The sequence below is a fragment of the Alteromonas sp. ABH4_452 genome (assembly GCF_056311825.1).
The window spans coordinates 975001-994178 of record NZ_CM149973.1; the positions used below are offsets into that span (position 1 = coordinate 975001).

The 19178-nt window shown below is 44.5% G+C and carries 13 protein-coding genes, 4 tRNA genes and 2 rRNA genes (1 of these 19 running past the window's edge); 17 read left to right on the top strand and 2 right to left on the bottom strand.

Features of this window, described 5'->3' with window-relative positions; genetic code table 11:
• The 16 genes from ACYX4N_RS04230 to ACYX4N_RS04305 form a co-directional block, all read left to right on the top strand.
• A 23S ribosomal RNA gene (locus tag ACYX4N_RS04230) occupies positions 1-2293 on the top strand (it extends 583 nt beyond the left edge of the window).
• 135 nt (positions 2294-2428) lie between these two features.
• A 5S ribosomal RNA gene (rrf, locus tag ACYX4N_RS04235) occupies positions 2429-2544 on the top strand.
• A 284-nt stretch (positions 2545-2828) separates the two neighbouring features.
• Complete coding sequence (locus ACYX4N_RS04240; RefSeq protein WP_476055709.1) at positions 2829-3752, top strand: class I SAM-dependent methyltransferase; 924 nt, start codon at positions 2829-2831, stop codon at positions 3750-3752.
• Between the two features lie 63 nt (positions 3753-3815).
• Complete coding sequence (locus ACYX4N_RS04245) at positions 3816-4244, top strand: DUF4174 domain-containing protein (RefSeq protein WP_476055710.1); 429 nt, start codon at positions 3816-3818, stop codon at positions 4242-4244.
• Positions 4245-4420: 176 nt separating this feature from the next.
• Complete coding sequence (murB, locus tag ACYX4N_RS04250; RefSeq protein ID WP_476055711.1) at positions 4421-5461, top strand: UDP-N-acetylmuramate dehydrogenase; 1041 nt, start codon at positions 4421-4423, stop codon at positions 5459-5461.
• On the top strand, positions 5458-6444 hold the full coding sequence (gene birA / locus ACYX4N_RS04255; protein WP_179984680.1) for a bifunctional biotin--[acetyl-CoA-carboxylase] ligase/biotin operon repressor BirA: 987 nt from the start codon (positions 5458-5460) through the stop codon (positions 6442-6444). The genes murB and birA overlap by 4 nt, the downstream gene beginning before the upstream one ends.
• Before the next feature lie 136 nt (positions 6445-6580).
• Positions 6581-7327, top strand: coding sequence for a type III pantothenate kinase (locus ACYX4N_RS04260; RefSeq protein WP_476055712.1), 747 nt, complete (start codon positions 6581-6583; stop codon positions 7325-7327).
• 121 nt (positions 7328-7448) lie between these two features.
• A tRNA-Thr gene (locus ACYX4N_RS04265) sits at positions 7449-7524 on the top strand.
• 7 nt (positions 7525-7531) lie between these two features.
• Positions 7532-7616: transfer RNA gene (locus tag ACYX4N_RS04270), tRNA-Tyr, on the top strand.
• A 33-nt stretch (positions 7617-7649) separates the two neighbouring features.
• Positions 7650-7724: transfer RNA gene (locus ACYX4N_RS04275), tRNA-Gly, on the top strand.
• Between the two features lie 7 nt (positions 7725-7731).
• A tRNA-Thr gene (locus ACYX4N_RS04280) sits at positions 7732-7807 on the top strand.
• A 67-nt stretch (positions 7808-7874) separates the two neighbouring features.
• Positions 7875-9059 (top strand): elongation factor Tu, encoded by a 1185-nt coding sequence (gene tuf / locus ACYX4N_RS04285; RefSeq protein ID WP_012519826.1) that lies wholly within the window; start codon positions 7875-7877, stop codon positions 9057-9059.
• 293 nt (positions 9060-9352) lie between these two features.
• Positions 9353-10705, top strand: coding sequence for an alkaline phosphatase PhoX (locus ACYX4N_RS04290; RefSeq protein WP_476055713.1), 1353 nt, complete (start codon positions 9353-9355; stop codon positions 10703-10705).
• Positions 10706-10970: 265 nt separating this feature from the next.
• Positions 10971-11147 carry a hypothetical protein gene (locus tag ACYX4N_RS04295; protein ID WP_476055714.1) on the top strand — a complete coding sequence of 59 codons (177 nt, stop codon included), beginning with the start codon at positions 10971-10973 and terminating at the stop codon, positions 11145-11147.
• Entirely contained in the window at positions 11144-12760 is a 1617-nt protein-coding gene (locus ACYX4N_RS04300) for a catalase (protein WP_476055715.1), read from the top strand. The genes ACYX4N_RS04295 and ACYX4N_RS04300 overlap by 4 nt, the downstream gene beginning before the upstream one ends.
• Positions 12761-12894: 134 nt before the next feature.
• Positions 12895-13509 carry an ankyrin repeat domain-containing protein gene (locus ACYX4N_RS04305; RefSeq protein WP_476055716.1) on the top strand — a complete coding sequence of 205 codons (615 nt, stop codon included), beginning with the start codon at positions 12895-12897 and terminating at the stop codon, positions 13507-13509.
• Positions 13510-13561: 52 nt separating this feature from the next.
• On the opposite strand, the gene ACYX4N_RS04310 is transcribed toward ACYX4N_RS04305, so the two are convergent.
• Both ACYX4N_RS04310 and ACYX4N_RS04315 read right to left on the bottom strand, forming a co-directional pair.
• Positions 13562-15205 (bottom strand): alkaline phosphatase D family protein, encoded by a 1644-nt coding sequence (locus tag ACYX4N_RS04310; RefSeq protein WP_476055717.1) that lies wholly within the window; start codon positions 15203-15205, stop codon positions 13562-13564.
• Positions 15206-15292: 87 nt separating this feature from the next.
• Complete coding sequence (locus ACYX4N_RS04315) at positions 15293-17530, bottom strand: DNRLRE domain-containing protein (RefSeq protein WP_476055718.1); 2238 nt, start codon at positions 17528-17530, stop codon at positions 15293-15295.
• Positions 17531-17673: 143 nt separating this feature from the next.
• On the opposite strand from ACYX4N_RS04315, the gene ACYX4N_RS04320 reads away from it, so the two are divergent.
• Positions 17674-19173 carry an ethylbenzene dehydrogenase-related protein gene (locus tag ACYX4N_RS04320; protein WP_476055719.1) on the top strand — a complete coding sequence of 500 codons (1500 nt, stop codon included), beginning with the start codon at positions 17674-17676 and terminating at the stop codon, positions 19171-19173.
• Positions 19174-19178: the final 5 nt, after the last annotated feature.

Consider the following 19178-nt stretch of genomic DNA (forward strand, 5'->3'; position numbering starts at 1 on the left):
CAAGGTTAAGCGAATAGCGGAGCCGTAGCGAAAGCGAGTGTTAACTGCGCGTTTAGTTGCTAGGTATAGACCCGAAACCCGGTGATCTAGCCATGAGCAGGTTGAAGGTTGAGTAACATCAACTGGAGGACCGAACCCACTGACGTTGAAAAGTCAGGGGATGACTTGTGGCTGGGGGTGAAAGGCCAATCAAACCGGGAGATAGCTGGTTCTCCCCGAAATCTATTTAGGTAGAGCCTCGGACGAATTCCATTGGGGGTAGAGCACTGTTAAGGCTAGGGGGTCATCCCGACTTACCAACCCTTTGCAAACTCCGAATACCAATGAGAACTATCCGGGAGACACACGGCGGGTGCTAACGTCCGTCGTGGAGAGGGAAACAACCCAGACCGCCAGCTAAGGTCCCAAAATATTGCTAAGTGGGAAACGATGTGGGAAGGCATAGACAGCTAGGAGGTTGGCTTAGAAGCAGCCACCCTTTAAAGAAAGCGTAATAGCTCACTAGTCGAGTCGGCCTGCGCGGAAGATGTAACGGGGCTAAGCAATATACCGAAGCTGCGGCAGCAAGTTTACTTGCTGGGTAGGGGAGCGTTGTGTAAGTGGATGAAGGTGAGTTGTAAAGCTTGCTGGACATATCACAAGTGCGAATGCTGACATGAGTAACGATAATGGGAGTGAAAAACTCCCACGCCGGAAGACCAAGGTTTCCTGTCCCATGCTAATCAGGGCAGGGTAAGTCGGCCCCTAAGGCGAGGCAGAAATGCGTAGTCGATGGGAAACGGATTAATATTTCCGTACTTATATAATCAGTGATGGAGGGACGGAGAAGGCTAGGCAAGCTTGGCGTTGGTTGTCCAAGTGAAAGTGCGTAGGCTGAGAACTTAGGTAAATCCGGGTTTTCAAGGCCGAGACACGAGACGAGTTCCCAAGGGAGTGAAGTTGTTGATGCCCTGCTTCCAGGAAAAGCTTCTAAACTTATGATTATATGAACCGTACCCCAAACCGACACAGGTGGTCAGGTAGAGAATACTAAGGCGCTTGAGAGAACTCGGGTGAAGGAACTCGGCAAAATTGTACCGTAACTTCGGGAGAAGGTACGCCTCTGTTTGTGAACACTTCGCGTGGTAAGCAAATGGAGGCCGCAGTGACCAGGTGGCTGGGACTGTTTATTAAAAACACAGCACTCTGCAAACTCGTAAGAGGACGTATAGGGTGTGACACCTGCCCGGTGCCGGAAGGTTAATTGATGGGGTTAGTTTTCGGACGAAGCTCTTGATCGAAGCCCCGGTAAACGGCGGCCGTAACTATAACGGTCCTAAGGTAGCGAAATTCCTTGTCGGGTAAGTTCCGACCTGCACGAATGGTGTAACCATGGCCACGCTGTCTCCACCCGAGACTCAGTGAAATTGAAATCGCAGTGAAGATGCTGTGTACCCGCACCTAGACGGAAAGACCCCGTGAACCTTTACTACAGCTTGGCACTGAACATTGAACCTACATGTGTAGGATAGGTGGGAGGCTTTGAAGCACAGTCGCTAGATTGTGTGGAGCCGTCCTTGAAATACCACCCTTGTATGTTTGATGTTCTAACATTGGTCCCTTATCGGGATTGTGGACAGTGTCTGGTGGGTAGTTTGACTGGGGCGGTCTCCTCCCAAATAGTAACGGAGGAGCACGAAGGTTAGCTAATCACGGTCGGACATCGTGAGGTTAGTGCAATGGCATAAGCTAGCTTAACTGCGAGACAGACACGTCGAGCAGGTACGAAAGTAGGTCATAGTGATCCGGTGGTTCTGTATGGAAGGGCCATCGCTCAACGGATAAAAGGTACTCCGGGGATAACAGGCTGATACCGCCCAAGAGTTCATATCGACGGCGGTGTTTGGCACCTCGATGTCGGCTCATCACATCCTGGGGCTGAAGTCGGTCCCAAGGGTATGGCTGTTCGCCATTTAAAGTGGTACGCGAGCTGGGTTTAGAACGTCGTGAGACAGTTCGGTCCCTATCTGGTGTGGGCGTTGGATGATTGATGGGAGCTGCTCCTAGTACGAGAGGACCGGAGTGGACGAACCGCTGGTGTTCGGGTTGTGATGCCAATCGCATTGCCCGGTAGCTATGTTCGGAACGGATAACCGCTGAAAGCATCTAAGCGGGAAGCCGGCCCAAAGATGAGTCATCCCTGACCTTTAAGGTCTGGAAGGGTTGTTATAGACGATGACGTTGATAGGCAGGGTGTGGAAGCGTTGTAAGGCGTTAAGCTAACCTGTACTAATTGCCCGAGAGGCTTAACCATACAACGCCCAAGAAGCTTTAGGCTTTTGAGTGTTGTAGACAAGCTAAGCTCTGAAACATGAGCAGAAAGTAGAGTGAAAAGTAGTTACTCACTGATTGAATTAATATCCAGTTTTCTAGATTGTTACCAGTTTTTCCTGGCAGCCATAGCGATACGGTACCACCTGAATCCATTCCGAACTCAGAAGTGAAACGTATTAGCGCCGATGGTAGTGTGGGGTTTCCCCATGTGAGAGTAGGACACTGCCAGGTCCCATTAAGAAGAACCCGCCTTACGGCGGGTTTTTTGCTTTCTGAAGCAGAGAAAATAATGGGGTCAGAGTCACGACTCTGACCCCATTCCTCCCCCAGCAAAACCCCATTGTTTAAACTATTCTCAATCTTTCCTCGCCAATACACTGTTTCTATAACGGAATACGTTCATTAATTAATAAAAATTTATTTAAAATGCTTTTAAGCTGTGCTTTAGCCTGTCTATACTCGACTGCTCGGCGAGTTCAATATTTTTAAATTAGAAGTAAAAGGGCGGGTACCACATGAGTGATTATTGGTCTGACTATTGGAAAGTAGGGCATCTAAGTTCTTTTGCGCAATCCAGTAAAGATAACTATTCGGGAGAAATTGCTTCGTTTTGGGAAGAATTTCTTCGTGAGTACAATCACTCACATTGCAATATATTAGATATAGGTTGCGGTAACGGAGCGCTAACGGACTTAGCGCTAAACAAGTTCAAGTACACCCAACCCAACTATATAGGTGTAGATGCCGCTAAACTGAGTATTCCTAAGCACTTGATGCAAGAGAGGGTACGCTTCTACCAGAATACGCGAGCAGAAACCCTGCCGTTAGAAAGCCATAGTATAGATATTGCTATTTCACAATTTGGCTTTGAATATACAGATATGGGTAAAGTCTTAGAAGAACTATCACGCACTCTGAAATTAGGCGGGAAGGTTTGCTTTGTAATACATCGTAAAGATTCAATAATTGTTAAGCCCAATGCGTTAATTCGCCAGGCCGTAGATGAAGTTATGGTAAAAAACGGCCCTTTCGATCTGTTATCCATGTTGGTCAATTCTATTCACAAGACTGGTAAAAATAACCCCAATGCTGAAAAGTACCGTCATTCGTTGAATACGCAAATACAACAGATATCTCATTCTAATAAATTCGGCTTATACGGAACTGGGTTTCCAGAACTGCTTAAAAATACAATGTCTTCTTCGTCGATCGACTTTAAGTCGCGAAAGAACAAACTCAAAAACTTCCGCAGCGAAATGAAAACACTTGCTAAACGACTAGATAATTTACTTTCAGTTGCATTAGACAGTGATCGAATAGACAGTCTATTAATGTCTATGTCTGAATTAGGTTTTACCGATGTAAGTCAAACACCATTACGCCAAGAGAACGAGCTTCTTGGAATGTCGATACAAGCGAATTTAATTTTGCCGTCTTAAGGGAAATGTACTCTGACCCACAATATTTTGTGCTAAATCGGTAGTTCACTAGTAAATATAAGTATGAAGATTATCTACTTTATTATTTTTATACTGCTCACGGGGTTCTATTCCGCCTTTACATTTGCAAGTAGCGCTAAGAGCCATTGTGAAATTACTCTGGGGGAGCTTGCTTGGAAAAGCAGGGTATTAATCTACAAAGTGCAAAGCAAGAGCGAGCTGGACGATCTTTATGCATTCGCTGAATATGGGAAGGTCGCTCTCACTGAAAGGAAGCTAGTGGTGATAGGTATAGTAGAGCAACAACCTGTTGTTGTTTTTGGTTACCCTAAATGTCATATCTCTCTTGGTAAGCTAAACCCAAAAACTAAAGTAACGCTTATAGGGCTAGATAGTACAATTAAAGCTAAATATGACACCTTTGATAGCGACCTGATTTATAGCACGATTGATAAAATGCCTATGAGAAAAACAGAACTAGGGCGCTACTGAGAACTATTTTTAAAGAAACACTACTGTGAATACTATTTTTGACATGGTAAGCAATACTTAGACCTTTAGGAGTAAAAAACTTACAGCAAAGCAGCTGAGTTATTTGCATGTTTGCGCTTTTATTTAACGCGTCGTTACCCTACCATTAGCGGATTGTTCGCAGTTCGTAAAATTCTATGCCCTCACTACAAGCTTACAGCACATTTGGCCTTTCAGCGTCGTGTGATTCCATCCAGTCGTTTACCGACGTTGCTTCATTTCTATCTATCTTTAATACCTATAAGAATGAAACAAACAAAGCTATTTATATTTTAGGTGGTGGAAGCAACTCGATTTTTACCGACGATTTTGACGGAACGATCCTGGTAAACGAAATAAAAGGCATTAGTCACTTCGATACTGAAAGTCACCACTACTTACGGGTAGGAGCAGGTGAAAACTGGCACGACTTTGTAACTCTCTGTATGAAAGAGAAGTGGTATGGGTTTGAAAATTTAGCGTTAATACCTGGTTCGGTTGGGGCTTGTCCTATTCAGAATATTGGAGCCTACGGTGTAGAGGTTAATTCGTTAATCGATAAGGTGGAATGTGTATTTCTTGAAACCGGCGAACAGGTATTACTAAGCAATGAAGACTGTCAGTTCGGTTATAGAGATAGTGTGTTTAAACATGCCTTAGCCAACAAAGTACTTATCACTCATGTAAACTTCAAATTACCTAAGCAATACGAGCTCAAAACAAGCTATGGAGAATTAGCCGCACTTAACGAGCCGACACCAGAAAAGGTGTATAGTAAGGTAATTGAAATTAGAAAAAGCAAACTGCCAGATCCCAGTGAATTAGGTAATGCAGGTAGCTTTTTCAAGAATCCCGTTGTCTCAAAAGCAGTCTACGAAGCGATAGCGCAAGAATATGACTCGGTACCGCATTTTGTTGTAAGCGAAAATGCTGGTTCATCAAATACTGGAAATGAACAAGAACAAATAAAAATACCCGCTGCTTGGTTAATTGACCAAGCAGGTTTCAAAGGCAAAACGTTAAACAAAGTACGTTGCCACCCTACACAGCCATTGGTACTTACTAACTTAGGTGGCGCCACCGGAAGCGATGTAATTACCATGGCGAAAAATATCATAGCAAGCGTACAGGATAAATTTGGCATACAGCTGGAGCCCGAAGTACGCTTATTAGGAAACAAAGGACTTATTTCGCTATGAGACAAGCATCAAAAGCTATAAGAAAACATATACTCGCTTTGTTGTCTGACGGTCAGTTCCACTCAGGTGAAACCATTGCTCAGCAAGTTGGACTTTCACGTACCGCAGTAGCGGGTCATATTTCCCAACTTGCCGATTGGGGTCTAGATGTATTTAAAGTAAAAGGTAAAGGCTACCGATTAGAACGAGGTTTTCCATTGTTAAGCGCTGACAGCATTAAACGTCATTTAGGCAATACAAAACGAGCGGTTATTGATGTGGAGTCGGTTTTACCTTCCACCAATACAGAAATGAAAAAGCGTATTGCGAGCAAACGAGAAGATCTTGAAAATGGCGATGTTGTTTTTGCCGAAATTCAAACCGATGGGCGAGGGCGACACGGTCGTTCGTGGTTAGCTCCAGTTGGCGGCAGCTTAACTTTTTCTATGTATTGGTCTTTTCCTGATGGCTATCAGAGTATGGCCGGGCTTTCTTTATTAGTAGGTCTAGCTGTTTGCGATGCGCTTAAAGAATTTGGTGTCGAAGATGCTGAATTAAAATGGCCAAATGATATTTATCTGCAGGGTAAAAAGTTGGCGGGCGTACTTATTGAGGTAGAAGGGCAGATAGGTGCAACGGCGCATAGTGTTATCGGCATAGGTTTAAATGTTTGTGTTCCCGATAATCAATATGATGTTGGTCAGCCTCATAGCGATCTTGCGTCTTATTTAGGCACTATCCCTGATAGAAATGCATTAGCGGCAGAAATAATCAAATCTCTGTGGTTTTATTTGCCTAAATTTACTCAACAAGGCTTCGGGCCATTCACAGCATATTGGGAAGCGCTCGACTTATACGCAGATAAACGGATTGTTTTGCAAATGGGAGAGAAGCGTTTTTCCGGAATTGATAGGGGAGTGGACGCCAGCGGCGCACTTCTTGTTGAAACGCAAGATGGTATTACGCGATTCCATGGTGGTGAAGTTAGCCTAAGAGGCAATTAACGTTTTATTTTATAGCTGAGCTACGAAAATTTTGGCCATTTTTATTATAAAAGTACTTCGTAGTTCATCTTTGTGATTTTTAAATAGCACTTTATCCGTTCGTTTTACGCATTGCTTTGCGATTGAAGCCAAAAATATGAACAACATTGAAGAAAACCACGTCATATTAGTGGATATCGGTAACACCCGAATAAAATATTCACTGCTTTGTCATGCAGAAGAAGAGCCTAATGCATGTGAAGATGCCAATTCTCTTTTCTCTTTTATCGATTCTCAGAAAAAAATTTCTCATTTATATATAGCTTCGGTAAGAAATCAGGAGCTAGTTGATGAAATATCCGCCATGTGTAACGAGCGCAATATTATTTTTGTAGAAAAGCACACAGAGAAAGAAGCCTTCGGAATAAAAAATAGTTACGCGAATGTTCAAAAAATGGGCGTTGATAGATGGCTTGCTATGGTCTGTGCTGCAGAAAAATCAAAAAAAGCATTTTTTGTTATGGATGTGGGTACGGCAATAACGGTCGATTTTGTCGTAGATGGTCAACATTTAGGCGGTTGGATCGTGCCTGGTTTTCAAGTAATGCGTAATGCATTGGTAGCTTCTACTAAAAAAGTGTACGCGAATGATGAAATTCCGACCACCTTTGGCGTAGGAACCGATACTGAAGATTGTGTGGCATCAGGGTGTCATGCGGCACTATATGGTGTTTATTTGAGCGCGATTGATTACATATCAAGCAAACAAACCGATTTTGATATAATTTTAGGGGGTGGAGACAAAAAAGTGTTTGCATTCTTAAAATCTGCTGATAACATGCGCCTCGCTCATTTGGTGATGCAGGGTCTTGCCCGCTACGCTCGAAGTGAACTTCTAAAGTAAACATCGACGTAAGTTTTTGATTAGTTGAAAAATTGGTCAAAAAAGAAAATTGAAAAATTTTCAAAAAGACACTTGCACAGAGTTAAACAATACTCTAGAATGCGCACCCACTTGATGTAGTGCCGACTTAGCTCAGTTGGTAGAGCAACTGACTTGTAATCAGTAGGTCGCCAGTTCGATTCCGGCAGTCGGCACCATCAATCTGGAGGGGTACCCAAGCGGTCAACGGGAGCAGACTGTAAATCTGCCGGCTCAGCCTTCGCAGGTTCGAATCCTGCCCCCTCCACCACTTTCTCTATGAGGTGGCCAGAGAATTAGGATTGCGGGCATCGTATAATGGCTATTACCTCAGCCTTCCAAGCTGATGATGCGGGTTCGATTCCCGCTGCCCGCTCCAAATCAGTGCTGATATAGCTCAGTTGGTAGAGCGCACCCTTGGTAAGGGTGAGGTCGGCAGTTCAAATCTGCCTATCAGCACCAGTTTATTTCTCCCCAGCTCATGTAAAATTTCTAAATTTTTTAATGTAACTTTGCTGGGATAATAGAAATGGCAAAAGAAAAGTTTGAACGTACGAAACCCCACGTAAACGTGGGTACAATCGGCCACGTTGACCACGGTAAAACTACCCTAACTGCAGCTATCACTACAGTTCTTTCTAAAACTTACGGCGGTTCTGCTCAGGCTTTCGATCAAATCGATAACGCGCCTGAAGAGAAAGCTCGTGGTATCACCATTTCTACTTCACACGTAGAATATGACACTCCTACTCGTCACTACGCACACGTAGACTGCCCAGGACACGCTGATTACGTTAAAAACATGATCACTGGTGCTGCTCAGATGGACGGTGGTATCCTAGTAGTAGCTGCGACTGATGGCCCTATGCCTCAGACTCGTGAGCACATCCTACTTGGTCGTCAGGTTGGTATTCCTTACATCATCGTATTCATGAACAAGTGTGACATGGTTGATGATGAAGAGCTTCTAGAGCTAGTAGAAATGGAAGTTCGTGAACTTCTTAACGAATACGAATTCCCAGGTGATGACCTACCAGTTATCCAAGGTTCAGCTCTTAAGGCGCTTGAAGGCGACGCAGAGTGGGAAAAGAAAATCATCGAGCTTGGTGAAGCGCTTGATTCATACATCCCAGAGCCAGAGCGTGCAATCGACAAGCCGTTCATCCTTCCAATCGAAGACGTATTCTCAATCTCAGGCCGTGGTACTGTTGTAACAGGTCGTGTTGAGCAAGGTATCATCAAGGTTGGTGAAGAAGTAGAAATCGTAGGTATCAAAGACACTACTAAGACTACTTGTACTGGTGTTGAGATGTTCCGTAAGCTTCTTGACGAAGGCCGTGCAGGTGAGAACGTTGGTGTTCTTCTACGTGGTACTAAGCGTGATGAAGTTGAACGTGGTCAAGTACTAGCTAAGCCTGGTTCAATCACTCCACACGTTAACTTCGAAGCAGAAGTATACGTACTGTCTAAAGATGAAGGTGGTCGTCATACTCCATTCTTCAAAGGCTACCGTCCACAGTTCTACTTCCGTACAACTGACGTAACTGGTGCTGTAGAGCTTCCAGAAGGCGTAGAAATGGTAATGCCTGGTGACAACCTTAAATTCAAAGTTGAGCTAATTGCTCCGATCGCGATGGAAGAAGGTCTTCGTTTCGCAATCCGTGAAGGTGGTCGCACAGTAGGTGCTGGTGTTGTATCTAAGATCCTAGACTAATCTAGACTTAGCAACACAAGCCAAAAAAGCGCACTTAGGTGCGCTTTTTTTATGCCCGCGATTTAGTTCGTGATTGTTGTGCCCGCTGAAACACGCTGTAAACCCATCCCTTCTTTTACAAAAGAGCTTCGACACCACACCCCTGCAGGTCGGGTTACAGCGGGTATATACTCACTCCCTTCTATCGATATAAGATAAGCACGAAGATAAGAAGTGGAATTTTCATCCCTTTGTTGTTATACAGTAACAATTAATGGCTATCATGCCCGGCTTTATTGTTTAACGAGATTTTCATGATTACACGACGCCAGTTTTTAGTAGGCTCTTTGGCATTTGGTGGACTAGCTACCAGTGCTTTTGGTAAGAAAATGTACTTGGCATCAATGCCAATTAGTGAAGGCTATGGCGCGCTCGTAGACGACCCTCAAAAGCTGCTCGATTTACCCAAAGGCTTTAGCTATAAAGTTATTTCTAGTTTTGGCAATGCGATGTCTGACGGTATGCATGTACCTGATAGGGCGGATGGAATGGGGTGTCTACCTATAGATGGTAGTAGCAATAAACTGGCGCTAATACGCAATCATGAACTACACCCTAAACATTTAAGCGCTCAGCCTGAGTCTATTCAAGCGCATACCAGCGACTTAGCTTATGATAGTTACGCTAATGGCATTGCTATACCCGGCGGTACCACAACCATGGTGTACAACCTTAGCACTCAAAAAGTTGAAAGTGAGTTTATTAGCCTGGCTGGCACCGTAAGAAATTGTTCAGGCGGCATTACGCCTTGGGGCACTTGGCTAACGTGTGAAGAGTCGGTAGACCGTCCTCACGGCCCTAACGGCGATGTGGTAAACACAGATCACGGCTATATATTTGAAGTACCTGCCAATGCGAGCTCATTGATAAAAGCCAAGCCGCTTAAAGACATGGGGCGATTTAATCACGAAGCGGCTTGTGTTGACCCCAAAACGGGTATTGTCTACCTGACCGAAGACAGAGGCGATAGTTTGCTTTATCGCTTTGTACCTAACGAGTACGGCAACTTAGCGGCTGGCGGTCAGTTAGAAGCTTTGGTGGTAAAAGGGAAGTCTCAGTTCGATACACGTAACTGGAATGGCAATGCTATGCCTGTAGCTACATGGTTTGACGTTGAGTGGGTAGCTTTAGATAACCCAGAAAGCCCTAATGATGATTTACGTGTGCAAGGGTACGATAAAGGTGCTGCACTTTTTGCCCGCGGTGAAGGCATACACTGGGGCGAAGATGAGCTTTATTTCTGCTGTACCAATGGCGGGCAAAAGCAGCTAGGTCAGGTAATGAAGCTTGTTCCCTCTGCAGATGGTAAGCAAGACAAGCTTCAGCTGTTTTTGGAAAGTGAAGACAAGAACCTGTACAACTTTGGCGATAATCTAACTGTGTGCCCGAACGGGCATTTATTGGTGTGTGAAGATCAGTACACTGACATAGTGGATAACCATTTGCGTGGTGTTACGCCAAGCGGAGAGGTGTACAACTTTGCTAAATTGCATGCGCAAACAGAACTAGCAGGTGCGTGTTTCTCGCCTGATGGCAATACGCTTTTCGTTAATATTTACTCACCAACGAAAACGTTGGCCATTACCGGTCCGTGGCTTAACGCCTAAGTTTATTAAATGATTTCATGCGCGGCGTTTTGACAAAAACGCTGCCACATTTTTTCTCAAACACTTAGCCCTACTATACTTACTAGCCTAAAAAGACAGATAACCTTCACTTCCCCACGGCAATAGCCATCACTCTCGTTCATAAAAAATTGCGATTAGCCAGCATATTTACAATCGGTTTGTCTGATTGTTTGAATCATATTATCTCGTTTTAATAGTTTCTCTCAATTAATGATAATGCTCTCAACTTAACAAGGAGAGCGAAATGAGCGCACTATTAAAAAAGCTAACAACGGCAAATAGCCACCATGTTTCCTCCACAACGAATCAACCAATTCAAACGCAATGTAATTACGCTGATAACTATTACGGCGACCAAGTATGCGTAGAAGTGAAAGCCCCTAAACCTCGTACCAACCTTCATGTAGGAGTACAGCTGTGAGAACCTCAATGAAATCAACCTTAACTAAATTTGTATTAGGCGGCGTTGCTGCCAGTATGCTTACTTTAGGTGTAAGCGCAGATACACTAACTCGCCAAAATGGCGCACCGGTAGGCGATAACCAAAACTCGCAAACCGCAGGGCCATGGGGTCCAGTATTGCTACAAGACTCTCACCTTATTGAAAAGTTAGCGGCATTTGACCGTGAGCGTATTCCTGAGCGTGTTGTTCACGCCCGTGGTGTTGGTATTCACGGTTACTATGAAAACTATGTCGACCTATCTGACGAAACCGTTGCCGCACCATTTCAAGGCGAAGGTAAAAAGACTGAAGTATTTGTTCGTTTTTCATCAGTAGTTCACGGACATTTATCGCCAGAGACGCTGCGTGACCCACGTGGTTTTGCGGTGAAGTTTTACACCGAACAAGGAAACTGGGATCTAGTCGGCAACAACTTCCCGGTATTCTTTATTCGCGATGCAATTAAATTCCCTGATATGGTTCACGCATTTAAACCTTCACCAGTGACGAACAAGCAAGACGCAAAGCGCATTTTTGATTTCTTCTCGCACGTGCCAGAGTCAACGCATACACTAACTATGCTTTTCTCTGACTACGGCACACCAGCAAGCTATTTAAATATGGACGGCTCAGGCGTTCACGCATTTAAATTTGTTGATGAAGAAGGTAACTACAAGTACGTGAAGTTTACCTGGAAAGCGAACCAACCTATTAAGAACTTCTCTGCTGAAGAAGCAATGAAAGTTCAAGGTATGGACTTCCAGCCTCATACTACTGATGTGTATACCCGTATTGGTGAAAAAGGTGAAACAGCGTCTTGGGATCTTTATCTACAGGAGTTAGAGCCAGAACAGTTAGATGACTTCGAGTTTAATCCACTTGATACTACTAAAATTTGGCCTGAATCTTTGGTTCCTGCTAAGAAAATTGGTCGTTTAGTGCTAAACCGTGTTCCAGATAACTTCTTTGAAGAAACTGAACAAGCGGCATTTGCACCAAGCAACTTAATTCCAGGTATTGAGCCTTCAGAAGACAGAATGCTTCAAGGTCGTTTGTTCTCGTATGCTGATACACAGCGCTATCGTTTAGGCGTTAATGCATACCGCATTCCGATTAATGCGCCGAAAAACGCGGTTATCAATAACCACGAGCAACACGGTCAGCTTCGCACAACTAGCTCTAATCGCGATGTGAACTATCAGCCAAGCCGTCGTCTTGACCTAAACGAAGACCCAGCGTTTCGTTATTCAAGCAAGCCGCTTGCAGGTATGACACAACAAATTCCGTTCTATAAAGAACAGAACTTTAAGCAAGCGGGTGAGTTTTTCAGAAACCTGACTAAAGAAGGTCAAGCGCACCTAATTAGTAACTTAGGCGGAGCGTTAGCATCGGTACCTGAAGAAGAAATTCGCGTAATCATTAGTGCTTATATGTACAACGCAGATAAGAACTACGGTAAGGGCGTAGCTAAACTAGCTAAAGCGCCGATGTCGAAAGTTCGCCAAACTGCAAAAGACTTGATGGAGCAACAGGCAGCACGCGCTGCAAAAGCAAAGCAAGTTGCAGAAAGTCTAACGGCACTTATGCAATAAGCTAAGTAGCAATAACGTTGGGAGTTATATCACAGTGTTGAGTAACTCCCATTTTCCTTTAGCAATGTTTATCTAACTGCTTTGCCAAAACAGTTTAGTAGTAACCAAATTTAATTTACCAGTAAGGGGGCACAATGTCTTTTTTGAAACAAACACTTACGGCAGCACTGTTCGTCGTTGCCACCTTCACCAGTTTTTATACTAGTGCGGCAATTGACACAACCACTCAAGCTAATACTCAACAAAGTGCAGCTACGCCTAATATGGAAGCCTTGAAAGCACGCTATTTTGATGCGGCGCGAGAAGGTGATAGCGCCATGCTAGCTGCGTTTTATCAAGCTGGCCTAGATGTTAACGTAGCGGATGAAAAAGGCTATACCGCGCTTATTCTTGCAGCCTATCACGGCCACACTGAAACGGTAGACTTCCTTATCAGCAATGCACACGCTAACCCATGTCAAGAAGACAATCGCGGCAATACTGCGTTAATGGGGGCCATCTTTAAAGGGCATGTAAGCGTGGCCAAACAGCTCGTGTTTGCCGATTGCGATATTGACGAAGAAAACGCACAAGGCCAAACCGCGTTAATGTTCGCAAGCCTGTTCGACAGACAAGAAATTATCAATACGCTTATCAATAAAGGGGCTAACCCGGCTCATATGGATAAAGCGGGCAATTCGGTCGCTGATATCGCACTTTCACAAGGTAACTACGAGTTAGCGAAAATACTAAGTAAAAGCGTTGATTAATCTTCAACGCTTTTAAATCGCCCTAAGATTTGGCCGCTGTCAGCCACTGAACTTATTTAAAAGGGTTGTGCGTATAGTCAAAGGATACACCTAGGTCTTTGCGTTCAGTTAATCGCTGGCTTCCATTGGTGGTATACAAACTTTTTGCCAAATAAGCCTTATATGCAGCACTATCAATAGTATCTACATACCACCAATCACAGGTTACTTTTTGATGGGTAACATCAACAATCATAAAGCCGTGAGACTTAAGCTCTACATATTTCATATGTGGGTTCATTGTCGGTATCAATGTGGCTAGCGGGTCTGCAACAGGGTCGCTTAACCCCGGCGATGTTACCGACGGCGTCACTAACTCCACTGCTAAGGGCTGTTCACCAAGGCGAACACGATCGTTGTAGGTGTACCCGTTAGTGCTGTCTTCAAAAACCTCCATTCCCCAAGACGTGTGGATATCGCCTGTTAATACAACCGTATTCTCTATTCTATAGGCTTTGATGGCGTCCAGAATTCGTTGCCTAGCTTCAGGATAGCCATCCCATTGGTCCATGTTAAGCGCAAGAATATCTTTGGTAACAGGAATTCCGGCTGCTTCTAGGTTCGGCGCATTCAGTCCTTTGAATTGGCCGAACATCACTTGTTGCCCTAAAAAGCGCCATGTAGACGTAGATGTAGTGAGCTTGTCTAGCAACCAGCGTTCTTGGGTATCGCCAAGAAGTGTACGGTTGGTATCGTAGCGTTCTGCTGAAACAGGTGAATCAACCTGCGGGTCGCGCCCTTCAATGCGTGTATCAAGCATATATAAATCAAGGAGCGAGCCCCACTCAAAATGCCTGTAGATACTGCCTTCGCGAATAGGCATCCATTCATAATAGGCTTGAATTGCGTACGATTTGCGCAGTTGGTAGTTGCCTTCGCCCTCGTTATGGTTTTCAGCGCCAGTGCGATGAGCATCGTTCGTAATTTCATGATCGTCCCACACCGTTATAAAGGGATAAGACGCGTGCAACAATGCAAGGTCTGGGTCTGTTTTATATTGAGCGTGCCGAGTCCGATAATCACGCAAACTGGTAATTTCTTTGTCAGGCAGTGGCGTTCTGCCTAACCGCGAGCCATCGCCATATTCATCTTCGGCGTATTCATATAAGTAGTCGCCTAAGTGAAGGACGGCATCAATCTCCCCAACGGCATTCTTGTTCGTAATGGCGTGGTAGACATTGAAAAAGCCCTCTGGGTAGTTTGAACAACTTACAACCGCAAAGCGGGCATGGTCTGTCGTGACAGGTGCCGTTTTCGTAGTGCCTATGCGGCTTCTGTAGCCATCGACTTCAAATTGATAAAAGTAGGTGGTATCTGACGAAAGGTTTTGGACATCAACTTTTACGGTATAGTCTCGACTTTCAGACGTGCTTAACTGTTCTTTAAGCACGCTGTTTTTCATTGAACTGTCTAAAGCAACATGCAGTGTGACTAGTGTTTCAGTTGCAACATGACTGATGCGAGTCCATAGGACTACAGCGTTAGGGAGCGGATCACCACTGGCAACTCCATGTTGGAAGTAGTAGTTGTTATCAAGCTTAAAAGACGTATTCAGCGCTTCAAAAGGCGCGGCTGAAGCACTAAAGCCTAAAATTGAAGCGGATAACCCCGCCGTTTTAAAAAATTGTCGACGGGAATAATTTATCGCGTATTTCATTGTTTAACCTTCTCTCTCAATAAGGGAGCGCGCTTCAGCCGAATACAGCTACAGCGCTAGCCACACCTTAATTGCCTATATACGGAGTTATTTATCTGTAATTCGTAAACTCAGCCCCTGGTATTGAGAGCGAGCATGAATACCAATAGAAACGGCGCTTCCACGCGGTACGTCAATGATGCAGCTTTCCGTATTGTCCACCCCATTAGAGCGGCATACATAGTTACGAAAACTGACGTTTTGGCCAATTTGTACATACAAATCAGCATCGCCAAAACCGCGCTCTAAATAAATGGAAAGGGTTCTGTCGTGCTCAATAGCATCAACAATATAGGTTTCAAAAACGCCCGTGCTTGCGTGCAAGTTTGCAAGGGTCTGCGGCGGCGTTAAAAGGTTGTTAGGCGTTGAAAAGCAATCTTCGGTAGCTAAAAAGGCCACGTGTAAAACAGGTGCTTTGGTGTTTTCGCTAGCGTCGATAAAGCGTTGCTGTAGAGGATGGTTCGTTGAAATTCCAAGCCCAAACGCACCGTGTTCTAAAAACTGTTGCTGCAGTGTACGAATAGTAGATTCGTCTAAAGGAAGGGTTATATTATTACCTGCATCAATGACGTTAACATTTGCAAATGCATTGCTAGAAAAGAGCGAATGACCACTATGCCAGTTCACAGTGTTTTCATTGAAGCTTGGCGTAACAATCGATATACCCAATGCCGTGGGGTTCGGATATACGGGAAATAGTTCGCTAGCTAACCCCGTAGCGGTACTTGTTTGGCTTGGGTTAGATTGAAAAGACAAGGTAGCGCTATCGAGAGTGGCACATTTTGCTATGTCACTTGCATCAAAGCTCATCAGAGCTTTTGTTTCACCATACTGAACATGCTTATTAACTACCATCATACCACTAGGGTAAGCGTTGTAGTTCATCGTGGGTTTTGCACTAGAGATAAAACTATCGTGTTTTGCTGTAAGCGTATAAGCCCGTCGATTTTCTTGATTTGGCGGTAAGTAGGTTGTTAACCCTTTGCTGTTCTGAGTTAGAGTGAAAATAGCGCCTACGTCATTGGCTACCCACCATTTAATATTTTCAGGCAAGGCTAACGGGTTCCTTTCTCTTTCCTCCATCGAAAGAGTGCTGGCTTCTTCATCAAATTCAGCGGTACGCACTTGTATTTCACTAGAAGTAATGCTCAACACTTTAAACTGTTGAATACTGGCAAGGTCAATGGTCCAAGGGTAAGACTGATTAGCAGAACGGGCCGGAGCGCCCCAGCTGCCTTCACCCACATAAACGGTGCCGCCTTCGTCTGAACGACGAAAGGCTACGTCGTTTTGTTCTGGCGCCATAGGATAGGTCAATTTGTTAATGTGGGTATCTGACTCAACGACAAGGTTCATATTGTGTTGGTAAAACAGCGCTGCCCACCACTGGAATAAGCCTTTATTCGATGACTTTCCATCGAAATGAGGGAAGATGGGCTTGTGGTATTGGGCTAGTCGCCAAAAGGGCGCTTGCTGGCTCAACTGCAAGTCTGACGCAAGCCAATCATTCATCTGGGTTGCATACACTTGCCATCCACTTTCTTGGTACTGACTGTTGAGCGTATAAACCCTAGCCAACGCATTAACGGTTAACGCGCCGTAGGTGTCTTGTTCATCACACACATTGTCTCGTACAAAGTCGACACCGAACACCTGACATAAGGTGGCATAGTTGGTGTCTTCATGATTACCGTGAGTGGGAATGATGGGATAAATTCGCTTAAACGCTTTGCCGTTTATCACATCATTTGAAAAAGTTAGCTGCCAGTCATCAAGAAAACCCGCCATTTCAATTGGGGTATTGCCATTGGTGAAGTCACCGCCGTGCATAACAAACAAGGGGCGAATCTTCGCTACTAGCTTGTTGCCTTCCTGCCGCGTCGTCCAGCCCGTGCGTGTGTCGCCGCCTGCAATAGCTGTAAACGGGGTAGGTTCAGTTGATGCAGTTTTAAACCACATTGGAGTATCACAACCATCAAAGTCACACACCTTGAAGTAAATCGCACTGTCGGCAGGTAAACGGGAAAGCCGCACAAAGTAAGATTCAAGGCTAAAGAAACTGGCTTTGTGACTAATTTCTACCCGTTGCCACTGGTCTTCATCGGTTGACGTTCCATAAAGAACATAAGGTGAAAGGCTAACCCCCTTAGGTGAAAAACCTACTATCGCCTCGTGTGCGGGGTCGCTATCCCATGCTAACCGGTATAAATGAGTAGCTGATACTACCGTGCCCGCATAACTCAATAAAAGCAGTGCCAGAATCGTTCTATAACTACGCATAATCATATGACTGTTACCTTAGTTTTGTTTGGTGCGTATTGGATAAAAAAATGAGGCGATGAGATATGGGGGTAACACCCTATTGATGGGGGAGTCATAAAAAATTCATAATTGTGCAGCATAAGTATTCGGCAAATTTGTGTACGAAAATGACTCGCAAAAAACTGTTTTTATTTAGCCATCTGGTAGTAGGCTGTTGCGTGCTCACCCAGTTGTTAAGCGGCTTTCGTATTGCGTCACAGCATCGAGACTTTTGGCTTTATTTTGATTGGCTGTTACCTGAAGGGCTTGTGCATATTTGGCACGTGATTTCAGGGCTGTTATTGCTTGTGATGATGCCGGTAAAGCTTTTCGCACTGCTAAATCAACGAAAAGAAAAGGCCGTAGCAAAAACGTTTAACCAAATAGGCTCTGCACTTATTTGCGTATCGGTAGTCAGTGGTGGGGCACAATTCTTTTTTGAACTCACACACTTAGTGGTGCGCTTTATCCATTATTACAGTGCGGTAGGGCTACTTATTTTTATTGCGTTACACCCCTTGCGATACTACTTTCAAAAGCCAGTAACATACCTTCTCCACATTATTTTCGAACCTTTCACTTTCAAGCGAGGCTATTTTTATTTAGGGGCGGCTGTATTGGTAACGTGTAGTTTGTACTTGTTCACATTATCTATGCCTACACCTCTGCAGTCTAAAGTGGTTGCCGACGATGTGTTTATCAAGATTGATGGAAAAGCCAATGAGAGTGCTTGGCAAAAAGCGCTTGGCGTTACAGTAAAAACTTTTGCTGGTGCTAATTTTTATGGAGGGACGTCGGACGTTACGCTTAAAACGCTACACAATACGACTGAAACTTATTTCTTTATTCGCTGGCAAGATCCTACGGAAAGTTTACTACACCTTCCTTTAGTTAAAACCGATGCAGGTTGGCGAGTAAAAAGTCATGGTTTTGAGCGGTTCGATGAGAAGGAGTTTTACGAAGATAAACTTGCGCTGCTGTTTTCTCAAAGTTGCAATATAGCAGCAGCTGCCACCGCCCATTTAGGTAGTCAGCCTCGTTCTGAATTACCTGCTAATAAACATAAAAAGGGCTATCACTTTACATCCGACGGTGTCGTCGATTTGTGGCAGTGGAAAGCGGTAAGAACGAATGCGATGTACTTGGTCGACGATAGTTACATCGGCAGGCCCGTAGCGCCTATTACAGGCGAAAAAAGGTACACGGCCGGCTATCAGCAAGACGGCGATATGGGTGGAAGTTACGTCTTAAACTGGAAATGGTACAGCAGCGAAAATGTTACCCCGAAACGCCTTCCTAACGCTCCTTCATTTGAATCTCAAGGTTATGCTAGCTGGTTTGACTACAAAGCTTATTCTCCCAAACGGGATGATTTACCAGTAGGCAGTTTGATCAACTCAGTTTTGTACCGTTCTAATCAGCTTGAAGGGGGGCGAGCCGACGTGCGTGCTTATGGAAGGTATGCAAACGGTTACTGGAACATTGAAATTGTGCGAAAAAAGCAAACTTCAGAAGAGACGGACATCAATTTAACTGATGGAATTTGTCTGTGGGTAAGCGCATTTGATCACGCTCAAATTGCTCATACCCGACATGTTAGGCCTTTGCGGCTTAGCTATGAATTGTAAGGGTA